The organism is Caulobacter sp. LjRoot300, assembly GCF_964253875.1.
GTDB lineage: Bacteria > Pseudomonadota > Alphaproteobacteria > Caulobacterales > Caulobacteraceae > Caulobacter.
In genome coordinates this window covers 458,664-479,404 of sequence record NZ_CAXUSA020000004.1, presented here as the reverse complement: position 1 = coordinate 479,404, position 20,741 = coordinate 458,664, and the positions used below count along the sequence as shown (strand labels likewise).

The 20,741-nt window shown below is 70.0% G+C and carries 23 protein-coding genes; 8 read left to right on the top strand and 15 right to left on the bottom strand.

Features of this window, described 5'->3' with window-relative positions:
- The first annotated feature begins 61 nt into the window (after positions 1-61).
- Positions 62-382, top strand: a complete 321-nt coding sequence (gene secE, locus ACSQ2G_RS16725; protein ID WP_310086051.1) for a preprotein translocase subunit SecE — start codon at positions 62-64, stop codon at positions 380-382.
- An 8-nt stretch (positions 383-390) separates the two neighbouring features.
- Positions 391-948 (top strand): transcription termination/antitermination protein NusG, encoded by a 558-nt coding sequence (nusG, locus tag ACSQ2G_RS16720; RefSeq protein WP_028038086.1) that lies wholly within the window; start codon positions 391-393, stop codon positions 946-948.
- 310 nt (positions 949-1,258) lie between these two features.
- Here nusG and ACSQ2G_RS16715 read toward each other — a convergent pair whose 3' ends face one another.
- Positions 1,259-1,666, bottom strand: a complete 408-nt coding sequence (locus ACSQ2G_RS16715; protein WP_436032749.1) for a MerR family transcriptional regulator — start codon at positions 1,664-1,666, stop codon at positions 1,259-1,261.
- Positions 1,667-1,750: 84 nt separating this feature from the next.
- Here ACSQ2G_RS16715 and ACSQ2G_RS16710 point away from each other — a divergent pair, with 84 nt between their 5' ends.
- Both ACSQ2G_RS16710 and ACSQ2G_RS16705 read left to right on the top strand, forming a co-directional pair.
- Entirely contained in the window at positions 1,751-2,509 is a 759-nt protein-coding gene (locus tag ACSQ2G_RS16710; protein ID WP_436032747.1) for a MauE/DoxX family redox-associated membrane protein, read from the top strand.
- 45 nt (positions 2,510-2,554) lie between these two features.
- Complete coding sequence (locus ACSQ2G_RS16705) at positions 2,555-3,013, top strand: N-acetyltransferase family protein (protein WP_436032745.1); 459 nt, start codon at positions 2,555-2,557, stop codon at positions 3,011-3,013.
- 37 nt (positions 3,014-3,050) lie between these two features.
- On the opposite strand, the gene ACSQ2G_RS16700 is transcribed toward ACSQ2G_RS16705, so the two are convergent.
- Entirely contained in the window at positions 3,051-3,413 is a 363-nt protein-coding gene (locus ACSQ2G_RS16700; protein ID WP_436032743.1) for a hypothetical protein, read from the bottom strand.
- A 252-nt stretch (positions 3,414-3,665) separates the two neighbouring features.
- On the opposite strand from ACSQ2G_RS16700, the gene purD reads away from it, so the two are divergent.
- Both purD and ACSQ2G_RS16690 read left to right on the top strand, forming a co-directional pair.
- Positions 3,666-4,952, top strand: a complete 1,287-nt coding sequence (gene purD / locus ACSQ2G_RS16695) for a phosphoribosylamine--glycine ligase (protein WP_436032741.1) — start codon at positions 3,666-3,668, stop codon at positions 4,950-4,952.
- Positions 4,953-5,092: 140 nt separating this feature from the next.
- Positions 5,093-6,172 (top strand): phosphotransferase, encoded by a 1,080-nt coding sequence (locus ACSQ2G_RS16690; protein WP_436032739.1) that lies wholly within the window; start codon positions 5,093-5,095, stop codon positions 6,170-6,172.
- Between the two features lie 144 nt (positions 6,173-6,316).
- On the opposite strand, the gene lpxK is transcribed toward ACSQ2G_RS16690, so the two are convergent.
- The 5 genes from lpxK to ACSQ2G_RS16665 all read right to left on the bottom strand — a co-directional run bounded on the left by lpxK (position 6,317) and on the right by ACSQ2G_RS16665 (position 12,300).
- A complete protein-coding gene (gene lpxK, locus ACSQ2G_RS16685) occupies positions 6,317-7,324 on the bottom strand; it encodes a tetraacyldisaccharide 4'-kinase (protein WP_436032737.1) in 1,008 nt (335 codons plus the stop codon).
- A complete protein-coding gene (locus tag ACSQ2G_RS16680) occupies positions 7,321-8,616 on the bottom strand; it encodes a 3-deoxy-D-manno-octulosonic acid transferase (protein WP_436032735.1) in 1,296 nt (431 codons plus the stop codon). Before ACSQ2G_RS16680 ends, lpxK begins: the two co-directional genes overlap by 4 nt.
- Positions 8,613-9,611 carry a cation diffusion facilitator family transporter gene (locus ACSQ2G_RS16675; RefSeq protein WP_436032733.1) on the bottom strand — a complete coding sequence of 333 codons (999 nt, stop codon included), beginning with the start codon at positions 9,609-9,611 and terminating at the stop codon, positions 8,613-8,615. Before ACSQ2G_RS16675 ends, ACSQ2G_RS16680 begins: the two co-directional genes overlap by 4 nt.
- Before the next feature lie 173 nt (positions 9,612-9,784).
- A complete protein-coding gene (locus ACSQ2G_RS16670; RefSeq protein WP_436032731.1) occupies positions 9,785-10,498 on the bottom strand; it encodes a lysophospholipid acyltransferase family protein in 714 nt (237 codons plus the stop codon).
- The gene (locus ACSQ2G_RS16665; protein ID WP_436032729.1) at positions 10,495-12,300 is read right to left on the bottom strand and encodes an ABC transporter ATP-binding protein; all 1,806 of its coding nucleotides are present in this window, start codon (positions 12,298-12,300) and stop codon (positions 10,495-10,497) included. Before ACSQ2G_RS16665 ends, ACSQ2G_RS16670 begins: the two co-directional genes overlap by 4 nt.
- A 138-nt stretch (positions 12,301-12,438) precedes the next feature.
- Between ACSQ2G_RS16665 and ACSQ2G_RS16660 the strand changes: the two genes are divergently transcribed.
- Positions 12,439-13,104: a tyrosine-protein phosphatase gene (locus ACSQ2G_RS16660; protein WP_028037386.1), complete on the top strand. Its 666-nt coding sequence runs from the start codon at positions 12,439-12,441 to the stop codon at positions 13,102-13,104.
- 145 nt (positions 13,105-13,249) lie between these two features.
- Here ACSQ2G_RS16660 and ACSQ2G_RS16655 read toward each other — a convergent pair whose 3' ends face one another.
- From ACSQ2G_RS16655 to folE, 8 genes are all read right to left on the bottom strand, one after another.
- Entirely contained in the window at positions 13,250-13,474 is a 225-nt protein-coding gene (locus tag ACSQ2G_RS16655) for a DUF4170 domain-containing protein (protein ID WP_436032727.1), read from the bottom strand.
- A gap of 24 nt (positions 13,475-13,498) precedes the next feature.
- Entirely contained in the window at positions 13,499-14,284 is a 786-nt protein-coding gene (locus ACSQ2G_RS16650) for a 3'(2'),5'-bisphosphate nucleotidase CysQ (RefSeq protein ID WP_436032725.1), read from the bottom strand.
- Entirely contained in the window at positions 14,281-15,612 is a 1,332-nt protein-coding gene (locus ACSQ2G_RS16645; protein ID WP_436032723.1) for a TldD/PmbA family protein, read from the bottom strand. The genes ACSQ2G_RS16650 and ACSQ2G_RS16645 overlap by 4 nt, the downstream gene beginning before the upstream one ends.
- Before the next feature lie 62 nt (positions 15,613-15,674).
- Positions 15,675-16,076 carry an MAPEG family protein gene (locus ACSQ2G_RS16640; protein ID WP_436032721.1) on the bottom strand — a complete coding sequence of 134 codons (402 nt, stop codon included), beginning with the start codon at positions 16,074-16,076 and terminating at the stop codon, positions 15,675-15,677.
- A gap of 90 nt (positions 16,077-16,166) precedes the next feature.
- Entirely contained in the window at positions 16,167-16,499 is a 333-nt protein-coding gene (locus tag ACSQ2G_RS16635; protein ID WP_436032719.1) for a hypothetical protein, read from the bottom strand.
- 1 nt (position 16,500) lies between these two features.
- The gene (locus ACSQ2G_RS16630; RefSeq protein ID WP_436032717.1) at positions 16,501-17,238 is read right to left on the bottom strand and encodes a hypothetical protein; all 738 of its coding nucleotides are present in this window, start codon (positions 17,236-17,238) and stop codon (positions 16,501-16,503) included.
- Positions 17,178-18,317, bottom strand: a complete 1,140-nt coding sequence (locus ACSQ2G_RS16625) for a M14 family metallopeptidase (RefSeq protein WP_436032715.1) — start codon at positions 18,315-18,317, stop codon at positions 17,178-17,180. Before ACSQ2G_RS16625 ends, ACSQ2G_RS16630 begins: the two co-directional genes overlap by 61 nt.
- 136 nt (positions 18,318-18,453) lie before the next feature.
- Entirely contained in the window at positions 18,454-19,095 is a 642-nt protein-coding gene (gene folE / locus ACSQ2G_RS16620; protein WP_436032713.1) for a GTP cyclohydrolase I FolE, read from the bottom strand.
- A gap of 181 nt (positions 19,096-19,276) precedes the next feature.
- On the opposite strand from folE, the gene cysS reads away from it, so the two are divergent.
- Entirely contained in the window at positions 19,277-20,665 is a 1,389-nt protein-coding gene (gene cysS / locus ACSQ2G_RS16615; RefSeq protein WP_436032711.1) for a cysteine--tRNA ligase, read from the top strand.
- Positions 20,666-20,741 lie beyond the last annotated feature (76 nt).

The window sequence follows — 20,741 nt, the reverse complement described above, 5'->3', positions numbered from 1 at the left end:
ATATGTCATCGGTCACCCGGTTTTCGGGCTGACCTATCGAAAGTCGCGAGCCTCTTAAGTCATGGCCAGGAAACCGGGTTCTAGCCCGTCTGCGATCAAGAACCGCGCCGCGAAGACGGCCGCGGCGCTCGCGCCTTCCGCTCAGGCGGCGACCGCCGCCGCCAAGGCTCCGGCCCCGCCGAAGAAGCCGATCAACCCGGTCCGCTTCGCGCAGGAAGTCCGCGCCGAAACCCGCAAGATCACCTGGACCACCCGCAAGGAGACCTGGATCACCTCGGTGATGGTCTTCATCATGGTGGTGCTGGCCTCGCTGTTCTTCACCTTCGCCGACTGGATCCTGGGGTTGGGCGCCAACCTGCTCCTCAAGATCGCCGCGGGATAAGAAACATCATGAGCACCGACACCGCGTCCAATCCGAACCACAAGTGGTACATCGTCCACGCCTACTCGAACTTCGAGAAGAAGGTGGCCGAGAGCATCCGCGAACAGGCCAAGAGCCACGGCCTGGAAGACAGCTTCTCCGAGATCCTGGTCCCGACCGAGGACGTCGTCGAGATCCGTCGCGGCCGCAAGGTCAACGCCGAGCGCAAGTTCTTCCCCGGCTACGTGCTGGTGAAGATGAACCTCTCGGACGAAGCCTACCACCTGATCAAGAACACCCCGAAGGTCACGGGCTTCCTGGGCAGCGCGTCCAAGCCGCAGCCGGTCTCCGAAAAGGAGGTCCAGCGGATCATCGGCACGATCGAGGAGGGCGTCGAGCGTCCCAAGACCGTGGTGCTGTTCGAGGTCGGCGAGAACGTCCGCGTCACCGACGGCCCGTTCGCCAGCTTCAACGGCTCGGTCGAGCAGGTCGACGAGGAGCGGGCCCGCCTGCGCGTCACCGTCTCGATCTTCGGCCGCGCCACCCCGGTGGAACTGGAATACAGCCAGGTCGAGAAGATCGCCTAAGGGCGGCTTCGCGGCCGAAGCTTTCGAAAACCCCGCGTCGGAAACGGCGCGGGGTTTTTGCTGTCTGGAGCGCGGCTGGGGACAGGCGCATGCGCCTGTCCCCGTCCCTGGACCAGTTGGCCGACGTCGCGGCGGCGTTGAAGGCATAGGATTTGGGTGGCTGCCCAAAGGTTGTCATCCCGGAAGCCTCGCAGAGGCTGTCCGGGACCCAGGGGACTGGGCGAATGCGGTGCGGTTCACCTGGGTCCCGGACAAGCGCTGCGCGCTTTCCGGGATGACAACTGAAGGGGATTTGCGAGAGGCTTGGACCCTACGCCCCCTCGAACGCCGACAGGATCGGGCAGGGGCCGGACGTCGTCTCGCCGCAGGCGCGGGCCAGGCGCTGGAGCGCGTCGCGGGCCGCCTTCAGCTCGGCGATCCTGGCGTCCAGCGCCGCGATGCGCTCCAGCGCCAGGCCGCGCGCCCGGGCGTGGTCGTCGCCGGCGTCCAGGGCCAGGAGCTCGGCCACCTGCTCCAGGGTGAAGCCGGCGGCCTGGGCCGCGCGGATGAAGCGCAGGCGGCGCACGTCGGCCTCGCCATAGCGCCGCACCCCGCCGCCCGAACCGCCGCCCTCGGGCCGCGGCGGCTGCGCCAGCAGGCCGCGCCGCTGGTAATAGCGCACCGTCTCCACGCCCACCCCGCCGGCCTGGGCCAGGCCCGCGATCGTCGTCGTCTTCATCGTCTCGCCGCCCCTTGACTCCGTACCATGGTACGGAACCCATATGGGCGGGGACCCGTTTTCGATCAAGCCGGAGCCCCCGCGATGACCGCCCTCGCCGCCGCCTCAACCCAGCCCCGGACCGCCGTCCTGCACCGGATGGTCACCGACCAGCACACCTGCCCCTGGGGCCTGCGCGCCAAGGACCTGCTGCGCCGCCAGGGCTACGCGGTCGAGGACCACCTGCTGACCACGCGCGAGGAGATCGACGTCTTCAAGGCCGCCCATGGGGTGGCGACCACGCCCCAGGCCTTCATCGACGGCCGCAGGATCGGCGGCTACGACGACCTGCGCCGCCACTTCGGCCTGAAGGTGCGCGACCCCAAGGCCCTGACCTATACGCCGGTGATCGCGGTGTTCGCCGTCACCGCCCTGATGGCCCTGGCCGCCAGCTACGCCATGACCGGCCAGGTCCTGACCGCCCACGCGCTGCAGTGGTTCATCGCCTTTTCGATGTGCGTGCTCGGGGTGCTGAAGCTGCGTGACGTAGAGACCTTCTCGACCATGTTCCTGGGCTATGACCTGCTGGCCCAGCGCTGGCTGCCCTATGCCCGGATCTATCCGTTCGCCGAGGTCGGAGCGGGGGTGCTGATGATCGCCGGGGCCCTGACCTGGCTGTCGGCGCCGGTGGCGCTGTTCATCGGGACGGTCGGGGCGACGTCGGTGTTCAAGGCGGTCTATCTGGACAAGCGCGAGCTGAAATGCGCCTGCGTGGGCGGCGACAGCAATGTGCCGCTGGGCTTCGTCTCCCTGACCGAGAACCTGATGATGGTCGCCATGGCGATCTGGATGCTGGCGATGTAGCGCTCGCGGGGCTAGGGGAGAGTCTTTCCCCGAAGGACCCAGACCATGGCCGACCTCGTGATCCGTCCCGTGACCCGCGCGGATCGCGACCAATGGCTGCCGCTGTGGGACGGCTACAACGCCTTCTACGGCCGGTCGGGCGACACGGCCCTGGACCCGGCGGTCACCGCCATGACCTGGGAACGGTTCTTCGACGCCTATGAGCCGGTCCACGCTCTGGTCGCCGAGCAGGACGGCCGGCTGCTGGGCCTGACCCACTACCTGTTCCACCGCAGCACCACGGCGATCGAGCCCAGCTGCTACCTGCAGGACCTGTTCACCACCGAGCAGGCGCGGGGCCAGGGCGTGGGCCGGGCGTTGATCGAGGCGGTGTACGACGCGGCCAGGGCGGCGGGGGCGTCGCGGGTCTATTGGCAGACGCACCAGACCAACGCCACGGCCATGCGGCTGTACGACCAGGTGGCCGAGACGTCGGGGTTCCTGGTGTACCGGAAGGGGCTCTGAGCGGTCCGCGCCGTTTGCGAGCAGGCGAGCGCGCCTCTCACAGCCGTCCGCGCCGCCCGCCCTTGAGCTTGTCGAGCGCGCGGCGGGCGTGTTCGGCCTGGGCGGCCACAGGGGCGACGGGGGCGAGGGCGTCGGCGAGGGCCGGCGCGATCGCGACGGACAGCGGTGAAGCAGGAGACCGCGCGGCGCGGGCCATGGGCACGATCAGCGCCACCTTGCGGGCCATGGCGGCCAGGTCGCCGATGGCCTTGGCCTTGTCACGGATCTTTCGGATCTCGGCCGGGTCGTGACTGCGTTCGAGGCTCGCCCAGGCCGCGTCGAGGGCGGCCATGAGCTTGGCTTGCATCGCCTGGCACCAGGCGATGGACGGGGCGGGGGTGTGGGTCTGGGTTTGGGTCATGCCGCTAGTGTGCGGCCGTCCCGGAGGGTGGGGACAGGAAACGTGCGTTTTTGTGTAAGGCGTTGAGTTTACGAGAATTGATTTCGCGGGGTGCGGGGATAGACGCGGTTGGGGACAGGCCCATGGGCCTGTCCCCGGACGGTTCTCCGGCCTTTCCTACCGGAGGCGTAAAAGGCGGAAGCCCTGTGGATAACTTCCGCGTCGCACGACCCGCCTTGACCCCAGGGCTCCCCCGCGCGACACCCCGGCCTCATGGAAAAGCTGAACATCCTCCTCGTGGGATCGGGCGGGCGCGAGCACGCCCTGGCCTGGAAGATCGCCCAGTCGCCGCTGTGCGGCCGCCTGGTGGCCGCGCCGGGCAATCCGGGCATCGCCGCCGTCGCCGAGCTGCGCCCGGTCAAGGTCACCGACGTGGACGGCCTGGTCGCCCTGGCCCGGGAGATCGCCGCCGACCTGGTCGTTGTGGGTCCGGAATCGGCGCTGGAGGTCGGCCTCGCCGACGCGCTGGCCAAGGCCGACATCCCCTGTTTCGGCGGCAGCGCCCAGGCCGCGCGGCTGGAGACCAGCAAGGCCTTCACCAAGGACTTCTGCGCCCGCCACGGCCTGCCGACGGCGGCCTATGGGGTGTTCACCGACGCGGCCTCGGCCGGGACCTTTCTCGACACCCTGGCCGCGCCGTTCGTGATCAAGGCCGACGGCCTGGCGGCCGGCAAGGGCGTGGTGATCGCCGCGACCCGCCAGGAGGCCGACGCCGCCGTGCTGGACATGCTGGGCGGCCGCTTCGGCTCGGCCGGGGCGCGGGTGGTGATCGAGGAGTTCATGCACGGCGAGGAGGCCTCGCTGTTCGCGATCTGCGACGGCCAGACGGCGGTGCTGTTCGGCGCGGCCCAGGACCACAAGCGGGCCTATGACGGCGATACGGGCCCCAACACCGGCGGCATGGGCACCTATTCGCCGCCGCCCGTCCTGACCGACGCCCTGGTCGACCAGGCCTGGCGCGAGCTGGTCCTGCCCACCGTGGCCGGCATGGCGGCCGAGGGCTGTCCCTATGTCGGCGTGCTCTATGCCGGGCTGATGCTGACCGAGCAGGGTCCCAAGCTGGTCGAGTACAACGCCCGCTTCGGCGACCCCGAATGCCAGACCCTGATGCTGCGGCTGGAAAGCGACCTGGTTCCGCTGCTGCTGGCCGCCGCCAAGGGCCAGCTGGCCTCGGCCCCCGCGCCGGTCTGGCGCGAGGAGGCGGCGATCTGCGTGGTGCTGGCCGCCGAAGGCTATCCCGACGCGCCGGTGACCGGCGGCCTGATCCAGGGCGCCGACAGCGAGTTCGGCGGCGAGGCGGTGATCTTCCACGCCGGCACGACCCGCGACGCCGAGGGCCGGCTGGTGGCGTCCGGCGGCCGGGTGCTGAACGTCTGCGCCCTGGGCGCGACCCTGCACGAGGCCCGCGACGTCGCCTATGCGGCCCTGGGGACAGTGTCGCTGGAGGGCGGGTTCTATCGCACCGACATCGGCTGGCGGGCGCTGAGCCAGCACGGCTGAAGACCGAACCACGATTGGGGACAGGCACATGTGCCTGTCCCCGTTCCTGTCCCCGTTCCGCGCGCGGCGCCATCGGCGCTTGCGCCCGCCGCCCCGCCCACTAAACTCCCTTTCAAACAAGCGTTGGGGAGTTTGAGCGCATGGCCGTGGCCGAACCGTCCGTCCAGGACCTGAATTCCGGGACCAAGCCCGTCGACCCGCGCCACGCCATCGACGAGGCCCGGCTGGCGGCCTGGCTGGAGGTCCATGTCGAGGGCTACCAGGGCCCGCTGGAGGTGCGCCAATTCAAGGGCGGCCAGTCCAACCCCACCTACCAGCTGGTCACGCCGTCGAAGAAGTACGTCCTGCGCCGCAAGCCGCCGGGCAAGCTGCTGCCCAGCGCCCATGCCGTCGACCGCGAGTTCAAGGTGATCTCGGGCCTGAACAGGGCCAACTTCCCCGTCGCCAAGGCCTACGCCCTGTGCCTGGACGAGGCGGTGATCGGCACGATCTTCTACGTGATGGACAATGTCGAAGGCCGGATCCTGTGGGACGGGACCCTGCCCGACTACGCCCCGGCCGAGCGCCGGGCGATCTACGAGGCCGAGATCGCCACCCTGGCGGCCCTGCACAATGTCGACTACGCCGCCGTCGGCCTGGCCGACTACGGCAAGCCGGGCAACTACTTCGCCCGCCAGATCGACCGCTGGACCAAGCAGTACAAGGCCTCGGAAACCAAGACGATCGAGGCCATGGACCGGCTGATCGCGTTTCTGCCAACCAGCTGCCCGGCCGACGACGTCACCTCGATCGTCCATGGCGACTACCGGCTGGACAACATGATCCTGCACCCCACCGAGCCGAAGGTGGTGGCGGTGCTGGACTGGGAGCTGTCGACCCTGGGCAACCCGCTGGCCGACTTCAGCTACTTCCTGATGAACTGGGTGATGCCGTCCGACCAGCGCGGCGGCCTGGCCGAGATCGCCGACCTGACTGCCTACGGCGTGCCGACCATCGAGGAGGCGGTGGCGCAGTACTGCCGGCTGACCGGCCGCGACGGCCTGCCGAACCTGGACTGGTACTTCAGCTACAACCTGTTCCGCCTGGCCGGCATCTGCCAGGGCATCGTCGGCCGCGTGCGCGACGGCACGGCGGCCAGCGCCCACGCCGAGCTGATGGAGGCGCGGGTGCCGGTTCTCGCCCGGGGCGCTTGGGAATTCGCGAAGAAGGCCGGGACTTAGCAATAGATCCTCCCCCTGTGGGGGAGGCGATCGCGAAGCGATCGGTGGGGGGAGTTTTAGGGTCGAAGAGCACGGATCAGGCTGCCTGCCGACTACTCCCCCCACCGTCGGCTTCGCCGACACCTCCCCCACAGGGGGAGGATCTTACAGCCCCACCCCCTCCAGCAACGCCCCCAGCGCCGCTTCGTCCTCGAACCGCGCCCGCACCGGCCAGGCCGTCACCCGGTCGCGCCAGGCCGGCGGCAGGCGCACCCAGTCCTTTTCGGTGGTCACCAGCCCGGCGCTGTAGGTCTGCGCCCGGTCCCAGAGGAACTTCAGGGTCGCCTCGTCATAGTCGCCGTGGTCGGGATAGGGCGCGAAGTCCACCAGGTGGCAGCCGGCGGCCTTCAGGGCCCGCTCCACCTTCCAGGGCTTGCCGATGCCGGCGAAGCCGACCTGGCGGCCCCGGGGCGGCGGGGTGGCGGGCTCCAGCCGGGCGATCAGCACCGGGGTGTCGCCGAACAGGGCCAGAAGCTCAGGGTCGGCCGCCGGCAGGTCGTCCGGCAGCAGCACGATCACCGCGTCGGTGCGGGCCAGGCTGGCCGCCAGCGGCTCGCGCATCGGCCCGGCCGGGAACACCTTGCCGTCGCCGAACGGCCACTCGTCGTCGCGGGTCTCGCCGTCGACCACCACCAGCGACAGGGTCTTGCGCAGGTCGGGGTTCTGGTGGCCGTCGTCCATGACCACCACCTCGGCCCCCGCCGCCGCGGCCCGGCGGGCCCCCAGCACCCGGTCGCGCGACACCCAGATCGGGAAGTCCTGGCCCAGCATCAGCGGCTCGTCGCCGACCTCGCGGGCGGTGTGGCGCAGCGGGTCGACCTGGACCGGCCCCCTCAGCCGGCCGCCATAGCCGCGCGACAGGCCGTGGGCGCGACGGCCGCGCTGGGTCAGGGTCAGCAGCAGTTCGCGGACGATCGGCGTCTTGCCCACCCCGCCCACCGTGAAGTTGCCGACGCAGATCACCGCGCAGTCGGCGCCGCGCGGCTGGGCGCGGGCGATGCGCCGGGCGGTCTGGGCGGCCCACAGCCACGACAGCGGCGTCAGCAGGGCGCGGGTCAGCGGGCTGGGCGCGCCGTCGCGGCGGTACCACCAGCGCGGGGTGGCCAGCTTCATGCCCGCGCCTCCGCGTCGAGCAGGGCGAGGATGCGGTCCAGGCCCGCCCGGGCCTCGGCGTCGCGCCGGGCGACGAAGGCCTGGGCCCGGGCCGCCTGTTGCTTCAGGGCCTCTGGCCGGGCCAGCAGGTCGGCCAGGCGCGCGCCCAGCACCGAGGCGTCGGCGAAGGCCACGCCCTCGGCGTCGCGCAGGTCGGCATAGGCGGTCAGCCAGTTCTCGACATGCGGGCCCGAGACGATCGGGCAGTCCAGCCGCGCCGGCTCCAGCGGATTGTGGCCGCCGATCCCCTCGACCAGGCTGCCGGCCACCAGGGCCAGGTCGGCCAGCCGGTACCACAGGCCCAGCTCGCCCAGAGTGTCGGCGACGACGACCTCGGCCAGGTCGTCGGGCTCGCGGCTGCGCAGGCAGGTCGCGGCGCCGAGAGCCAGGACCGTGTCGGCGATGGCGGGACCACGTTCGGGATGGCGGGGGACGATCACCAGGCGCGGGCGGTCGTCGTCGCTATGGGCGGGCAGGGCGCGCCAGGCGGCCAGCACCAGCTCGTCCTCGCCCGGATGGGTGCTGGCGGCCAGCAGCAGCGGCCGGTCGCCAAGCCGCACGCGCAGGCTGGCCAGGGCCGCGGCGTCGACCGGCAGCGGGGCCGCGCCGAACTTCAGGTCGGCCTCGCCGGCCACGGTCCCGCCCAGGCTGGCCAGGCGCTCGGCGGCGCGGCCGTCCTGGGCCAGGATCAGGTCGAAGCCGCTGAACAGCTCCCAGGCCGCGAACGGCCGGGCCCGCCAGCCGGCGTAGCTCCTGTCCGACAGCTTGGCCGAGACCAGGGCCAGCTTCACGCCGCGCGCCTTGGCGGCCAGCAGCAGGTTGGGCCACAGCTCGCTCTCGACGAACACCGCCAGGTCGGGCCGCCAGTGGTCGAGGAACCGCCGCGCGCCGCCGGGCGTGTCGACCGGCAGGAACTGGTGGATCGCCCCGGCCGGCAGGCGGCGGGCCAGCAGATCGGCCGAGGTGACGGTGCCGGAGGTGACCAGCACGGCGACGTCCGGACGTTCGGCGCGCAGCCGCTCGACCAGGGGCAGGATCGACAGGCTCTCGCCGACGCTGGCCCCGTGCAGCCAGACCAGCCGGCCAGAGGGGCCCATTGGCGGCCGCGGGACCCTGGGCCGGCCCAGCCGCTCGTGCAGCCGGGCGCGGTCTTCCTTGCCGGCCTTGGCCCGGCGGTCCAGCAGCAGGGGCGCGAACGGCTCCAGGGCGGTGGTGGCCGCCCGGTACAGCGCCAGGGACAGGGGAAGGCTCACACCGCGTCCGCGCCGGCCAGGTGGCAGGTGGCCACGCCGCCGCTCTCGACCTGGATGGTGACGTGGCCGATCTTGAAGAGTCTTGCCATGTCGCCGCAGATCTCGTGCAGGAACTGGTCGTTGTCGGGGTTTTCGGGGCGCACCAGGTGGGCGGTCATGGCCGTCTCGGTGGTGCTCATCGCCCAGATGTGCAGGTCGTGGACCTCGATCACGCCGGGACGGCCAGCCAGCCAGGTCCTGACCGCCTTGGGGTCGATGCCGCGCGGGGCGGCGTCCAGGGCCAGGTCCAGGCTGTCGCGCAGCAGGCCCCAGGTGCCCAGCACGATCACCACGACGATGCCGAGGCTGACCACCGGGTCCAGCCACAGCCAGCCCGTGGCCCACATGGCGGCGGCGGCCACCACCACCCCGGCCGAGATGGCGGCGTCGGCGGCCATGTGCAGGAAGGCCCCGCGGATGTTGAGGTCGTCCTTGGAGCCCCGCATGAACATCAGGGCCGTGGCGGTGTTGATGACGATGCCGATGGCCGCGACGATCATCACCGGACCGGTCTGGATCGGCTGCGGGTCGGCGAAGCGGCGCACGGCCTCCCAGGCGATGGCCCCGACCGCCACCAGCAGCACCACGGCGTTGGTCAGCGAGGCCAGGATCGTGCCCTTGCGCAGGCCGTAGGTGTGGCGCCCGACCGGGGCCTTCCTGGCCAGGACGACCGCGCCCCAGGCCATGAACAGGCCCAGCACGTCGGACAGGTTGTGGCCGGCGTCGGCCAGCAGGGCCAGCGAATGGGTCATCAGGCCGGCGACGGTCTCGGCGACCACGAAGCCGATGTTCAGGGTCGCGCCGATCGCGAAGGCCCGGCCGAAATCCTTGGGCGCGTGGCTGTGACCGCCGGGGCCATGGTGATGGTGGCCGTGGTCGTGGGCGTGCGAATGACCGGGCCCATGATCGTGGTGATCGTGGTCGTGATGATCGTGGTCGGCGTGGTCGTGCGGCATGGGTCTACATCCCACCAAGGGGGGAGCGGATCAATCGTCCCTTGCACAGCGGCTCACCAACTTGCCCCCACCTGACCGCTTCGCGGTCTGTCGCGGCGAGGGGGCGGAGCGCTCTTCCCCCTCTGGGGGAAGACGATCGCGAAGCGATCCGTAGGGGGCAAGCGGCGGCGGAATCACACCGCGTCCGGCTCCGCCCCCACCAGCGCCTCCGCCCGCCGGGTCACCGCCGACAGCTGCGCCGCCCAGTCTCCGACCAGCGTGTCGGGATTGTCCCCGCGTCCGGCCGCGGTCGGCGCGCTCCAGACCATGGCGGCCTTGGCGAAGGGCAGGGGGATCACGGTGCGGTCCCACGAGCCCAGGCGGATGCAGGGCTTGGCGGCCAGGCCCACGAAGATCACCGGGGCGCCGGTCACCCGGGCCAGGGAGGGCGTGCCCTTCTCCATGCGCTCGGCCGGGCCGCGCGGGCCGTCGGGGGTGATGGCGATGCCGCCGCCGTCCTTGACCCACTTGATCATGTCGCGGAAGGCCTGCTCGCCGTGCTTGTTCTTGGCCGGGTCGGTCTTCTTGGTCGACGAGCCGCGGATCGCCGGGAAGCCCAGCTTCTCGACGGTCTGGGCGATGAACTCGCCGTCGGCCGAGCGCGAGATCAGGGCCCGCATGTCCTGGCGGTCCGGGCTCTGCGGCCAGGTCAGCGGCGACATCGGGATGCGCGCGTGCCAGAAGCACAGGATCGCGCCCACGCCGGTGTCGCGGCCCTGGGCCCAGACCGCCTCGGCGTGTTCCTGGCCCTCGCGGGTCAGGCGCAGGGTGCGGAACACCAGCTTGGAATAGCCGGCGAAGACCGACGACAGCAGCCAGACGACGAAGGGCCAGCGCAGCGGTCTCAAGCGCCGACCTCCGGGGACGCCCCATCTTGAGTATTGGGGGGCAGGTGGTCCAGGTCCTGGGCCTTGGCCAGGCGGGCGTAGAGGCCCTTGTGGCGCACCAGGGCCGCGTGGGTCCCGGTCTCGACCACCCGGCCGCGGTCGATCACATAGATGCGGTCGGCGTCCTTCACGGTCGACAGGCGGTGGGCGATGACGATGGTGGTGCGGCCGGCCATCAGCCGCTCCAGCGCCGCCTGGACCTGGGCCTCGCTCTCGGTGTCCAGCGCGCTGGTCGCCTCGTCCAGCAGCAGGATCGGGGCGTCCTTCAGGAAGGCGCGGGCGATGGCGATGCGCTGGCGCTGGCCGCCCGACAGCCGCGCGCCGGCCTCGCCGACCAGGGTGTCGTAGCCCAGGGGCAGCTCCGAGATGAAGTCGTGGGCCGCCGCCTGGCGGGCCGCGGCCTCGATCTCGTCCTCGGCGGCGCTGGGCCGGGCGTAGGCGATGTTGGCGCGGATGGTGTCGTCGAACAGGAACGGCTCCTGGGTGACCAGGGCGATGCGGTCGCGCAGGGAGGCCAGGGTCACGCCGCGCACGTCGTGGCCGTCGATGGTCACCGCGCCGGCGGTGACGTCGTAGAAGCGCGGGATCAGGTTCAGCAGCGAACTCTTGCCGCCGCCCGACGGTCCGACCAGGGCGACGGTCTCGCCGCGCCGGGCCTGGAGCGACACGTCGTGCAGGGCCGGGGCGTTGTCGCCATAGGCGAAGCTGACGTGATCGAAGGCGATGGTCGCCTCGCCGGAGGGCAGGACCTTGGCGTCGGCCGGATCGACGATGGCCGGCTCGACGTCCAGCTGCTCGAACAGCCGGCGGGCGGCGGTGAAGCCCTCGCTGAACACCGTCTGCAGGTTGGCGACTTGGCGCAGCGACTGAAGGGCCATGCCCAGGGCGATCAGGAAGGCGGTGAAGGTCCCGGCGGTCATGCCGCCGGTGGTCGCCCGCCATCCGGCATAGGCGAAGACCCCAGCGGTGATGACGGCGCCGAAGGTCTCGGTGGCCGGGGCGGCCATGGCCTTGGCGTTGGAGCCCTTGATCAGGTGGCGTTGGCGCCGCTCGACCACGGCGGCCACGCGGCCCTCCTCGTAGGTCTCGCGGTTCTCCATCTTGACGATCTTGACGCCGTCCAGACTTTCCATGATCGCGGTCGACAGGTTGGAAGTCTCGCCCATGGCGCCTTTGGCGGCCTTGGTCGTCTTCTTGGAGAACCGCCGGATGAACAGGCTGGCGAGGGGCGCGATGACCAGCACGCCGGTCGCCAGGATCCAGTCGAGCCGGAACATGGCGATCACCGTGCCGATCACAGTCAGGATCTCGCGCGTGTAGTTGACCAGGCCGTTGGTCGCCGCCTCGCGGATCAGCGTGGCGTCGTAGAGCATCGACGAGACGTACGAGCCGGAATGGGCGCCGCGCAGCCGGGCCAGGTCCGAGCGCACCAGCTTGCCGAACAGCCGCACCTGCATGTCGCCGACCACGCCGTTGCCGATGCGGTTGATCGACGTCGTCTGCAGCACCTGAAACAGACCGCGCGCCAAGGCGATCGCGACGATGAGCAGCGGAATCCGAACCAGCGCGCCCGGCACGGGGTGGGTGATCAGGTGATCGACCGCCGGCTGGGTGACCAGGGCCAGGGCGCTGCTGAGCCCGGCGACGATCGCGGCGCTCAGCATCGCCAGGATCAGTCGATTTCGGCGGGGCTTGAGGTAATCGCGCCAGATCCGCGCGGCGAGGGCGCGGTTGGTGGCTTGGGGCGCGGCGGGATCGGTCATGGCGGCAGGGGTCGGATGTCGGGGCGGGACTGTCAAGCTGGACCATGGCTCGCCAATGCGGCGGGGGTGCGGCGCTGTGGCTTTTGCATTACAGGGCTGTGGCGCCTAATTAGGTCTCGTTCACGAAGGATCGCCTGCTTGCCCGGCTACGACACGACCACCCGCTGGGGACGGTTTCGCACCTATCTTTCCTATCTGTGGAACGATCACGCCTATCTGCGCCTGGGCTTCAAGAACGACCACTGGATCAGCCCCGAACTGGTGCGCACCAACCAGCCGTGGCCGCACCAGCTGGCGGCCTGGAAGAAGCAGGGGATCAAGACCGTCATCAACCTGCGCGGCGGGTTCGACGGCAGCTTCTACGCCCTGGAAAAATACGCCTGCGACAAGCTGGGCCTGAAGATGGTCGACTTCGTGATCACCTCGCGCGAGGTCCCGATCAAGGAGCGGGTGCTGGGCGCGCGCGACCTTTTCGAGACCATCGAATATCCGGCCCTGATGCACTGCAAGTCGGGCGCGGACCGGGCGGGGATCATGAGCGTGCTCTACGCCCACTACCGCCTGGGCCTGCCGATCGAGGCGGCGATGGAGCAGCTGTCGTTCAAGTACCTGCACATCAAGCAGGGCAAGACCGGCGTGCTGGACTACACCTTCGAGCGCTACCTGACCGACGCCGCCCCCAAGGGCCTGACCTTCACCCAGTGGGTGGAGAGCCCCGACTACGACCCGGTGAAGATCAAGGCCGACTTCCGGGCCGGAATGATCGGCGGGATCGTGACCGAGGGATTGCTGCGGCGGGAGTAGTTTTCAGGTCCTCCCCCCGTGGGGGAGGTGTCGGCGAAGCCGACGGTGGGGGGAGCGATGCGATCTCAGCCGCGTGCAGGATCGACGATCCTATAACTCCCCCCACCGGCCTTCGGCCGCCTCCCCCACGGGGGGAGGGTCTGGATCAGTCCGTGCTCGGATCCAGCAGCTTGTGCGCGTGAATGATGAAATAGCGCGCGTGGGCGTTGTCGACCGTGGCCTGGGCCTTGGCCTTCCAGGCCTTGTGGGCGTCGGCGTAGCTGGCGTAGGCGCCGACGAACTCGACCTGGCTCAGGTCGCGGAACTCGACGTCGGAAACGTTCTTCAGTTCACCGCCGATCACGAGGTGAAGAAGCTGCTTGTCGCTCATGGCGTGGAATTTCCTGCGCGGAAGTTATCGTTGCGGCAGGTCGATATGCCCGACGCGTGACAGGATCAACGGGTGAAGCGCGCGATTGGCGCAAACGACGCTCGGAAGCAGCGGATTTGGCCGATTATAGGTGAAGGCGCGGCCCTTGTGGTCGCTCAGCACCGCCCCGGCCTCGGCGCAGATCAGGTCGGCGGCGGCCAGGTCCCACTCGTTCTTCGGCGACAGGGCGACGGCCGCGTCGAAGGCGCCGGCCGCCACCAGGCACAGGCGATAGGCGATCGAGTTGCGGCTCTCCACCCGCATCGGCGGCCAGGGCTCGATCCAGGCCGGATGGGCGAACATCTTGGCGTCGCCCAGCATGGCGGCGTCCTCGAGGTCGTCGGTGTCGCTGGGGCTGATCGCCGCGCCGTTCAGGGTGGCGCCGCCGCCCAGGGTGGCGGCGTAGGTCTCGTCCAGGGCCGGCGCGTGGACCACGGCGGCCACCGGGCGGCCGGCCTCGACCACGGCGATCGACACCGCGAACCACGGCTTGCCCTTCATAAAGGCCACGGTGCCGTCGATCGGGTCGACCACGAACTGGCGCGGGGTCGCAAGGCGCGCGGGGGCGTCGGCGGTCTCCTCCGACAGCCAGCCATAGGCCGGCCGGGCCGCGCCCAGGTGGTCCTTCAGCAGGGTGTCGACGGCCAGGTCCGCGTCGGTGACCGGCGAGCCGCCGTCCTTGGACCAGACCTTCAGTCCGCCCTCGCGGGCCGAGAGCGCCAGGGCCCCGGCCTCGCGCGCCGCCGTCAGGATAAGGTCCAGGTCGGTCATTTTCCGGCGATCGCCAGGGCGTCGACCAGCACCGAGGGGCTGTTGCTGGCCCCGCGGATCTCAAGGTCCGAGCCGGGGACCAGGCGGGCGTAGATGTCGATCAGGTTGCCGGCCACGGTGATCTCGGTGACCGGGCCGGTCGAGACGCCGTTCTCGAACCAGAAGCCCGAGCAGCCCACCGACCAGTCGCCGGTGTTGCCGTTCAGCGAGGGGCCGAACATCGAGGTCACCAGCAGGCCGGTCCCGGCGTCGGCCATCAGGCCGGCCAGGTCGCGGTCGCCCGGCTGCAGGGTCAGGTTATGGGTCGAGACGCCGGACGGACCGGCCAGGCCGCGCGAGGCATGGCCGGTGCTCCGCAGGCCCAGCTGCAAGGCCGAACCGATGTTCATGATCCAGGTGGTCAGCACGCCGTCGTCGATCAGGGCGCGCGCCTCGCAGGCCACGCCCTCGTCGTCGAACGGGGCCGAGCCCAGGCCGCGCGGGCGGAAGGGATCGTCCAGCAGGGTCACGCCCTTGGCGAAGATCTGCTGGCCCAGCCTGTCCTTCAGGAACGAGGTCCCGCGGGCGATCGACGGGCCCGAGATCGCGCCGATCAGCGGGCTGAGCAGCGAGATGGCCAGGCGGTTCTCGAAGATCACCGGGGCGGTGGTGGAGTCCAGCTTGCGCGGGTTCAGCTTGGCGACGGCCAGCTCGCCGGCCTTGCGGCCGATGCTCTCGGGTGAGGGCAGGTCGGCGGCGTGGCGGGTCGAGCGGCCTTCGCCGCCGCGCTCCATGCCCGCGCCCTCGCCGGCGATGGCCGAGGCCGAAACGCCGAAGCCGCTGGCCTGGTGCAGGCCGGAAAAGCCTTCGCTGGTGACCAGCCGCCAGGTCGAGGCGCTCCACGACGACGAGCCGCCATCGGAATTGGTCACGCCCTCGACCGCGCGGGCCGCGGCCTCGGCCTCGCGGGCCTGGGCCTCCAGGGTCTCGGCCGCGGGCTCGGTCGGGTCGAAGAGGTCCAGGTCGTGGAACGGACCGCGGGCCAGGCGTTCGGCGGGGGCCAGGGCGGCGTAGGGGTCCTCGGGGGCCAGGCGGGCCATGGCCACGGCCCGGTCGATCAGCTTGGCGCGGCCCTCGGCCGAGATGTCCGAGCCCGACACCGTGGCGCTCTGCCTGCCGACGAACACCCGCAGGCCGACGTCGCGGGACTCCTCGCGCTCGACCTCCTCCAGCTCGCCCAGGCGGACGCCGACGGAGAGGGATTGGCGCTGCGCGAACACGGCTTCGGCGGCGTCGGCGCCCGCGGTCCGCGCGGCGGCGAGCATGTCATGCAACAGGTTTTCGTCCATGCGGTCTTATGGACGAGGGCGCGGGGCGGGGGCAAGCGCTCCGGCTTCGGAAGGCGGAGCGATCAGCCGATCGCGTAGAACAGCAGGGCCACCGCGCCGAAGATGTAGGCCACCCAGGTGCAGATCATGCCGATGGCGCGCGGGATCGAGGCGCCGCCGCTGTTGGACAGGCCGACCGCGTGGATCAACCGCCCGGCCAGCAGCACCAGCCCGACCACGTGGATGGCCAGCGGCGGGGCGCCGACCAGGGCCAGGACGATGATCGCCGCCAGGCCGACAGGGATGTACTCGCTGGCGTTGCCGAAGGCGCGGATGGCGCGGGCCAGCTCCGGTATGCCTTCATCCCCAAGAGCGACCTTGTGCTTCTGCCGCAGACGCACGACCAGCAGCGACAGGGTCAGCAGGAGCAGGACGTGCAGCCCGACCCACAGGGCGGCGGCGTGTCCGGAAGCGAGGGTGTCCATCGGTCGTCACTCGCGAAACTCGAAGTCGAACTGGCCGGCATAAGGCCCCGCGTTCGACGGGGCTGGCAAGACCGATCGTCGGGGAGGCGACTAAGGCGTCTCGTCGAGCCAGGCGGGTCGGCTTTTTGTCGGACCGGTCCAGGTCCAATCTCGAAGGAGGTCGAGAACGGCCTCCCGGGAAAGGCGAGACTCGCCCGCCTCGAAAACGGAATAGGCAAAGCCCGCGGCGATGATCGCCTTGCTGAAGGGAGCGATCACCTCATAATCCGTGACGATCAGCGTGCCTTTGGCGCCCCCGAAATTCTTGAGCCAAAGATCGACAGGGACACGACCTGTCGGCAATTCGATGAGGACGGGTCCGTCAATATCGAGGCGTAACTCGTCGGCCGCGGGGCCCCAGCTGTCGATATGCCGCCAAGCCAATCTAAAGCTCCCGACCCACCGGATAGAGCCGGTAGTGGTCGTCGTAATAGGGCGTGCGGGCATAGAACCAGCCCAGGCGCGCGTCCGGATCGGCGGCGAACTTGGGGTCCGTCGCCAGCTTGGCCTCGAACTCGGCCTTCAGCGTCGGATCGGCGGCCAGCATCTTTTCGGCCAGCGGGGCGATGGCGTAGCCCTCGATATATTCCACCCGCTGCAGCACCTCGGGGAACATGCCCCAGGCGAAGAAGCTCTCGTCGCTCTCGGGCTCCATCAGCAGGGTGACCATCTCACCGAGCGGCTGGTCGGTCGGCACGCGGACCGAGCCGGCGGGGAAGGTCACCGTGCGAGTCTCGTGAGTGACCGGGCCGGCGGCGATCTCGACATGGCCCTCATTGGCGCGAGGCGCCAGCTTGGGGGCGGTGAAGCGGATCATGTCGACCGACACGGCCCTGGGCGCGGTCAGGGTCTCCATCGCCACGCCGTGGATGCGCAGGCGCTCGATCACGTCGGGCTTGGCCGAGGAGATCCAGTAGGCCTTGGCCGGGATCAGATCGAGCGCCGGCTCGCTGGTGTAAAGCGGCAGCCGCCAGGGTTCGGGATCGGGCTTGCCCAGCCAGCGCACCTCCCTTCGGCCCGAGGCGGGGGAGTCGTAGGTCTCGTACTGCACGCCCAGGAAGCTTACGGTGTGCAGCGGCTTGCCGCCGCCGCCGAAACTGGTCCCGAAATTGGCCTTGACCACGGCGGGGCGCTGGGCGCGGTCCTGCTGCTCGGCGGCCCGCAGGGCGGCCCCGTCCCGTTCAGGGACTCTTCGATCAGCACATAGGTGCCCAGCACTCGCTGGCGGTAAGGCTTGAGCGAGTGGTTCTCGACCAGAACCGTGGCGATCCGCGCGGCGTCGCCATAGCCGTTGGAATAGCGCAGGCTGGCCGGCGAGGCGCCCAGGCCCTTCTTGGGGTCGCGGTCGTCCAGGGCGAAGACCAGCTGGCCGGGAATGTGGCCCGCCGCCTTCAGGCCCGCCTCGGTGGCCGGCAGGAAGCTGTGGTCGAGCCAGGCGCTGGTCGCCTTGGACCGCGCGAAGTCGCCCTGGTAGCCGGCCCAGCCATAGGTGATGTCGTACTGGTAGTCTTCACCGTCGGTGACGTGGACGTCCATGTAGAGGTCGGGCCTGACCCGGTTGATGAGGCCGATCATCGCCCGCATCTCCGGCGAGTCGAGCTTGCCGTAGTCGCGGTTGAGATTGAGGTTCTGGGCGGTGTGGCGCCAGCCCTGCACCGCCGGGCCGCGCTGGTTGGGGCGGCTGTAGGGGCTGGCCCGCTCGTGGCCGTCGACGCTGAAGATCGGCACGAACATCAGGTTGACCTTGTCGAGCAGGGCGTCCTTTCCGTGAAAGGCCATGTCGCGCAGCAGCATCATGCCGGCGTCCTTGCCGTCGATCTCGCCCGGATGGATGCCGGCCTGGACCAGCAGCACCGGCTTGTCCGGATCGAGCTTCGCGCCGTCCTTGCCGGCGTAGACGACCAGCAGGTCGCGGCCTTCGGGGGACTTGCCGAAGCTTTCCATGCGGATCAGCGGCGACGCGGCGTCGAGCTTTTCCAACCAGGCGCGGGTCTCGGCGTAGGTCGGCGAGGCGGTCAGGCCGGTCCGCTCGGACGGCGTGATCCACGGGTCGGACGGCTTGGCGACCAACCTTTCGCTGGCCCCATGCCAGGGCAGGGCGGGGGGAAGGATTTCGGAGTCCCAAGGAGCTTTTGGAGTCTGCGCCATCGTCACGCTCGCCGTCATCGCGACGGCCAGGGCCGCCAGACAGGTCTTCAACATCTTCACGCCCCCACTGAAACGCCTTGCGTCCTTCGAGGCTCGCCTATGACTCGCACCTCAGGATGAGGAAGTCAGCACAAAGTTCCTCATCCTGAGGCGCCGCGAAGCGGCCTCGAAGGACGCACGGACTTTCAACCTACTTCCGCGTCACCAGGTCCATGAACCGCTGCTGCAGGACCTTGTCGGTCTTGAACACGCCGCGGAACTGGGTGGTGATCGTCGAGACGTCGTGGTGGTGGACGCCGCGGGTCGACATGCACTGGTGCTCGGCGTCGATCAGCACGGCCACGCCGGCGGCGCTGAGATGGTCCTCGATGGCGTCGGCCACCTGCATGGTCATGGTCTCCTGGGTCTGGAGACGCTTGGCGAAGATTTCGACCAGCCGCGCCAGCTTGGACAGGCCCACGACCTTGCCGGTGGGCATGTAGGCCACCCAGGCCTTGCCCAGGAACGGCGCCATGTGGTGCTCGCAGTGGCTCTGCACGTCGATGCCGCGCAGCATGACCATGTCGTCATAGCCCTGCACGTCCTCGAAGGTGCGCGACAGCTCGACGGCCGGGTCGCCGCCATAGCCGGCGAACCATTCGCCATAGGCGTCGACCACGCGCTGGGGCGTGTCGAGCAGGCCTTCGCGGTCGGGGTTGTCGCCGGCCCAGGCCAGCAGGGTCCGGACGGCGGCCATGGCCGCGTCTCGGGTGGGGCGCTGGGCGGGTTCAAGATCAAGACCGGTATCGCTGTCGAGGCCGATCAGGGTTCGCTCGCGGGTCAGTGCGTCCATGTGCGGGAAGGGTCTTTCCACGGGCTGAGTTGCGCCAGGACGCCTTTCGCCCTGGAATTACGCGTGCCACCCGTCGCGCGCCTTGAGCCATTTCAACCATGGTCGTGCGCGCGTGCTCTCGTTATATGGGGCCAACCCGTATCCCCGCAACACTCCCGCGACGTCAGGCCGCCCCGTTCCCATGACCATCAAGCTGTACGACACCATGGCGCGCGAGAAGCGCGACTTCGCCCCCGCCGATCCGAGCCGGGTGACGATGTATGTCTGCGGGCCGACGGTCTACAACCACGCCCATATCGGCAATTTCCGCCCCGTCGTGGCGTTCGACGTGCTGTTCCGCCTGCTGCGCCACGTCTATGGCGAGGACGCGGTGGTCTATGCCCGCAACGTCACCGACGTGGACGACAAGATCAACGCCAAGGCCACGGCCGAGGGCGTGGCGATCAAGGTGATCACCGACCGCTACCTGGCCGCCTACCACCAGGACGCCGACGCCCTGCTGGCCCTGCGCCCGACCCTGGAGCCCAAGGCCACCGAGCACATGGGCCCGATCGTCGAGATGATCGGCAAGCTGGTCGACAACGGCAAGGCCTATGCCGCCGAGGGCCACGTGCTGTTCGACACCCAGGCCTTTCCCGACTACGGCCAGCTGTCGGGCCGCGACCTGGACGACATGATCGCCGGGGCCCGGGTCGAGGTCGCGCCCTACAAGCGTCATCCGGCCGACTTCGTGCTGTGGAAACCGTCCAAGGAAAACGAGCCCGAGTGGGACAGCCCCTGGGGCGCGGGCCGGCCGGGCTGGCACATCGAGTGCTCGGCCATGATCGACAAGGCCCTGGGCCGGACCATCGACATCCACGGCGGCGGCATCGACCTGACCTTCCCGCACCACGAGAACGAACTGGCCCAGAGCCGCTGCGCCCACGACCAGCCGGTCCTGGCCAACTACTGGCTGCACAACGGCTTCCTCGACATGTCGGGGGAGAAGATGTCCAAGAGCCTGGGCAATGTGATCATCCCTCACGAACTGCTGGAGACCACGCCCGGCGAGGTGATCCGCTGGGCGCTGCTGTCGGGCCACTACCGCCAGCCGCTGGACTGGACGCCGGAGCTGATCGAGCAGAGCCGCAAGGCCCTGGACCGGCTGTACGGCGCCCTGCGCCGCGCCAAGAGCATCGAGGCCGGCGAGTCCGAGCCCTCGGACGAGGTGATGGCGGCCCTGTCGGACGACCTCAACACGCCGCTGGCGGTGTCGGGCTTCTTCGAGCTGTCCAGCGCCATCGAGCGGGCGGTGACGGCCGGCGACGAGCCGGCGATCGCCGCCAACAAGGGCCGGCTCCTGGCCTCCGCCGGCCTGCTGGGTTTCCTGCAGGCCGACCCGGACGCCTGGTTCGAGGGCGACGCCGACGACGACCTGAAGGCCAAGGTCGAGGACCTGCTCAAGCGCCGGGTCGAGGCCCGGACCGCCAAGGACTGGACCGCCGCCGACGCCATTCGCGCCGAGCTGGACGGTCTGGGCGTGGTGGTCATGGACGGCCCGGCCGGCGCCACCTGGCGGATGAAGGACTAGGGGTGACAGCGGACGGGGACAGGCGCATGCGCCTGTCCCCGATCGGTGAATAGGGATTGGTGTAGGGCTAAACTAC

What these genes read in the sequence shown, in the direction of transcription:
- secE (WP_310086051.1), top strand. Translation starts at nt 62, where the DNA reads ATGGCCAGGAAACCGGGTTCTAGCCCGTCTGCGATCAAGAACCGCGCC.
- nusG (WP_028038086.1), top strand. Translation starts at nt 391, where the DNA reads ATGAGCACCGACACCGCGTCCAATCCGAACCACAAGTGGTACATCGTC.
- ACSQ2G_RS16715 (WP_436032749.1), bottom strand. Translation starts at nt 1,666, where the DNA reads ATGAAGACGACGACGATCGCGGGCCTGGCCCAGGCCGGCGGGGTGGGC.
- ACSQ2G_RS16710 (WP_436032747.1), top strand. Translation starts at nt 1,751, where the DNA reads ATGACCGCCCTCGCCGCCGCCTCAACCCAGCCCCGGACCGCCGTCCTG.
- ACSQ2G_RS16705 (WP_436032745.1), top strand. Translation starts at nt 2,555, where the DNA reads ATGGCCGACCTCGTGATCCGTCCCGTGACCCGCGCGGATCGCGACCAA.
- ACSQ2G_RS16700 (WP_436032743.1), bottom strand. Translation starts at nt 3,413, where the DNA reads ATGACCCAAACCCAGACCCACACCCCCGCCCCGTCCATCGCCTGGTGC.
- purD (WP_436032741.1), top strand. Translation starts at nt 3,666, where the DNA reads ATGGAAAAGCTGAACATCCTCCTCGTGGGATCGGGCGGGCGCGAGCAC.
- ACSQ2G_RS16690 (WP_436032739.1), top strand. Translation starts at nt 5,093, where the DNA reads ATGGCCGTGGCCGAACCGTCCGTCCAGGACCTGAATTCCGGGACCAAG.
- lpxK (WP_436032737.1), bottom strand. Translation starts at nt 7,324, where the DNA reads ATGAAGCTGGCCACCCCGCGCTGGTGGTACCGCCGCGACGGCGCGCCC.
- ACSQ2G_RS16675 (WP_436032733.1), bottom strand. Translation starts at nt 9,611, where the DNA reads ATGCCGCACGACCACGCCGACCACGATCATCACGACCACGATCACCAC.
- ACSQ2G_RS16665 (WP_436032729.1), bottom strand. Translation starts at nt 12,300, where the DNA reads ATGACCGATCCCGCCGCGCCCCAAGCCACCAACCGCGCCCTCGCCGCG.
- ACSQ2G_RS16655 (WP_436032727.1), bottom strand. Translation starts at nt 13,474, where the DNA reads ATGAGCGACAAGCAGCTTCTTCACCTCGTGATCGGCGGTGAACTGAAG.
- ACSQ2G_RS16650 (WP_436032725.1), bottom strand. Translation starts at nt 14,284, where the DNA reads ATGACCGACCTGGACCTTATCCTGACGGCGGCGCGCGAGGCCGGGGCC.
- ACSQ2G_RS16645 (WP_436032723.1), bottom strand. Translation starts at nt 15,612, where the DNA reads ATGGACGAAAACCTGTTGCATGACATGCTCGCCGCCGCGCGGACCGCG.
- ACSQ2G_RS16640 (WP_436032721.1), bottom strand. Translation starts at nt 16,076, where the DNA reads ATGGACACCCTCGCTTCCGGACACGCCGCCGCCCTGTGGGTCGGGCTG.
- ACSQ2G_RS16625 (WP_436032715.1), bottom strand. Translation starts at nt 18,317, where the DNA reads ATGTTGAAGACCTGTCTGGCGGCCCTGGCCGTCGCGATGACGGCGAGC.
- folE (WP_436032713.1), bottom strand. Translation starts at nt 19,095, where the DNA reads ATGGACGCACTGACCCGCGAGCGAACCCTGATCGGCCTCGACAGCGAT.
- cysS (WP_436032711.1), top strand. Translation starts at nt 19,277, where the DNA reads ATGACCATCAAGCTGTACGACACCATGGCGCGCGAGAAGCGCGACTTC.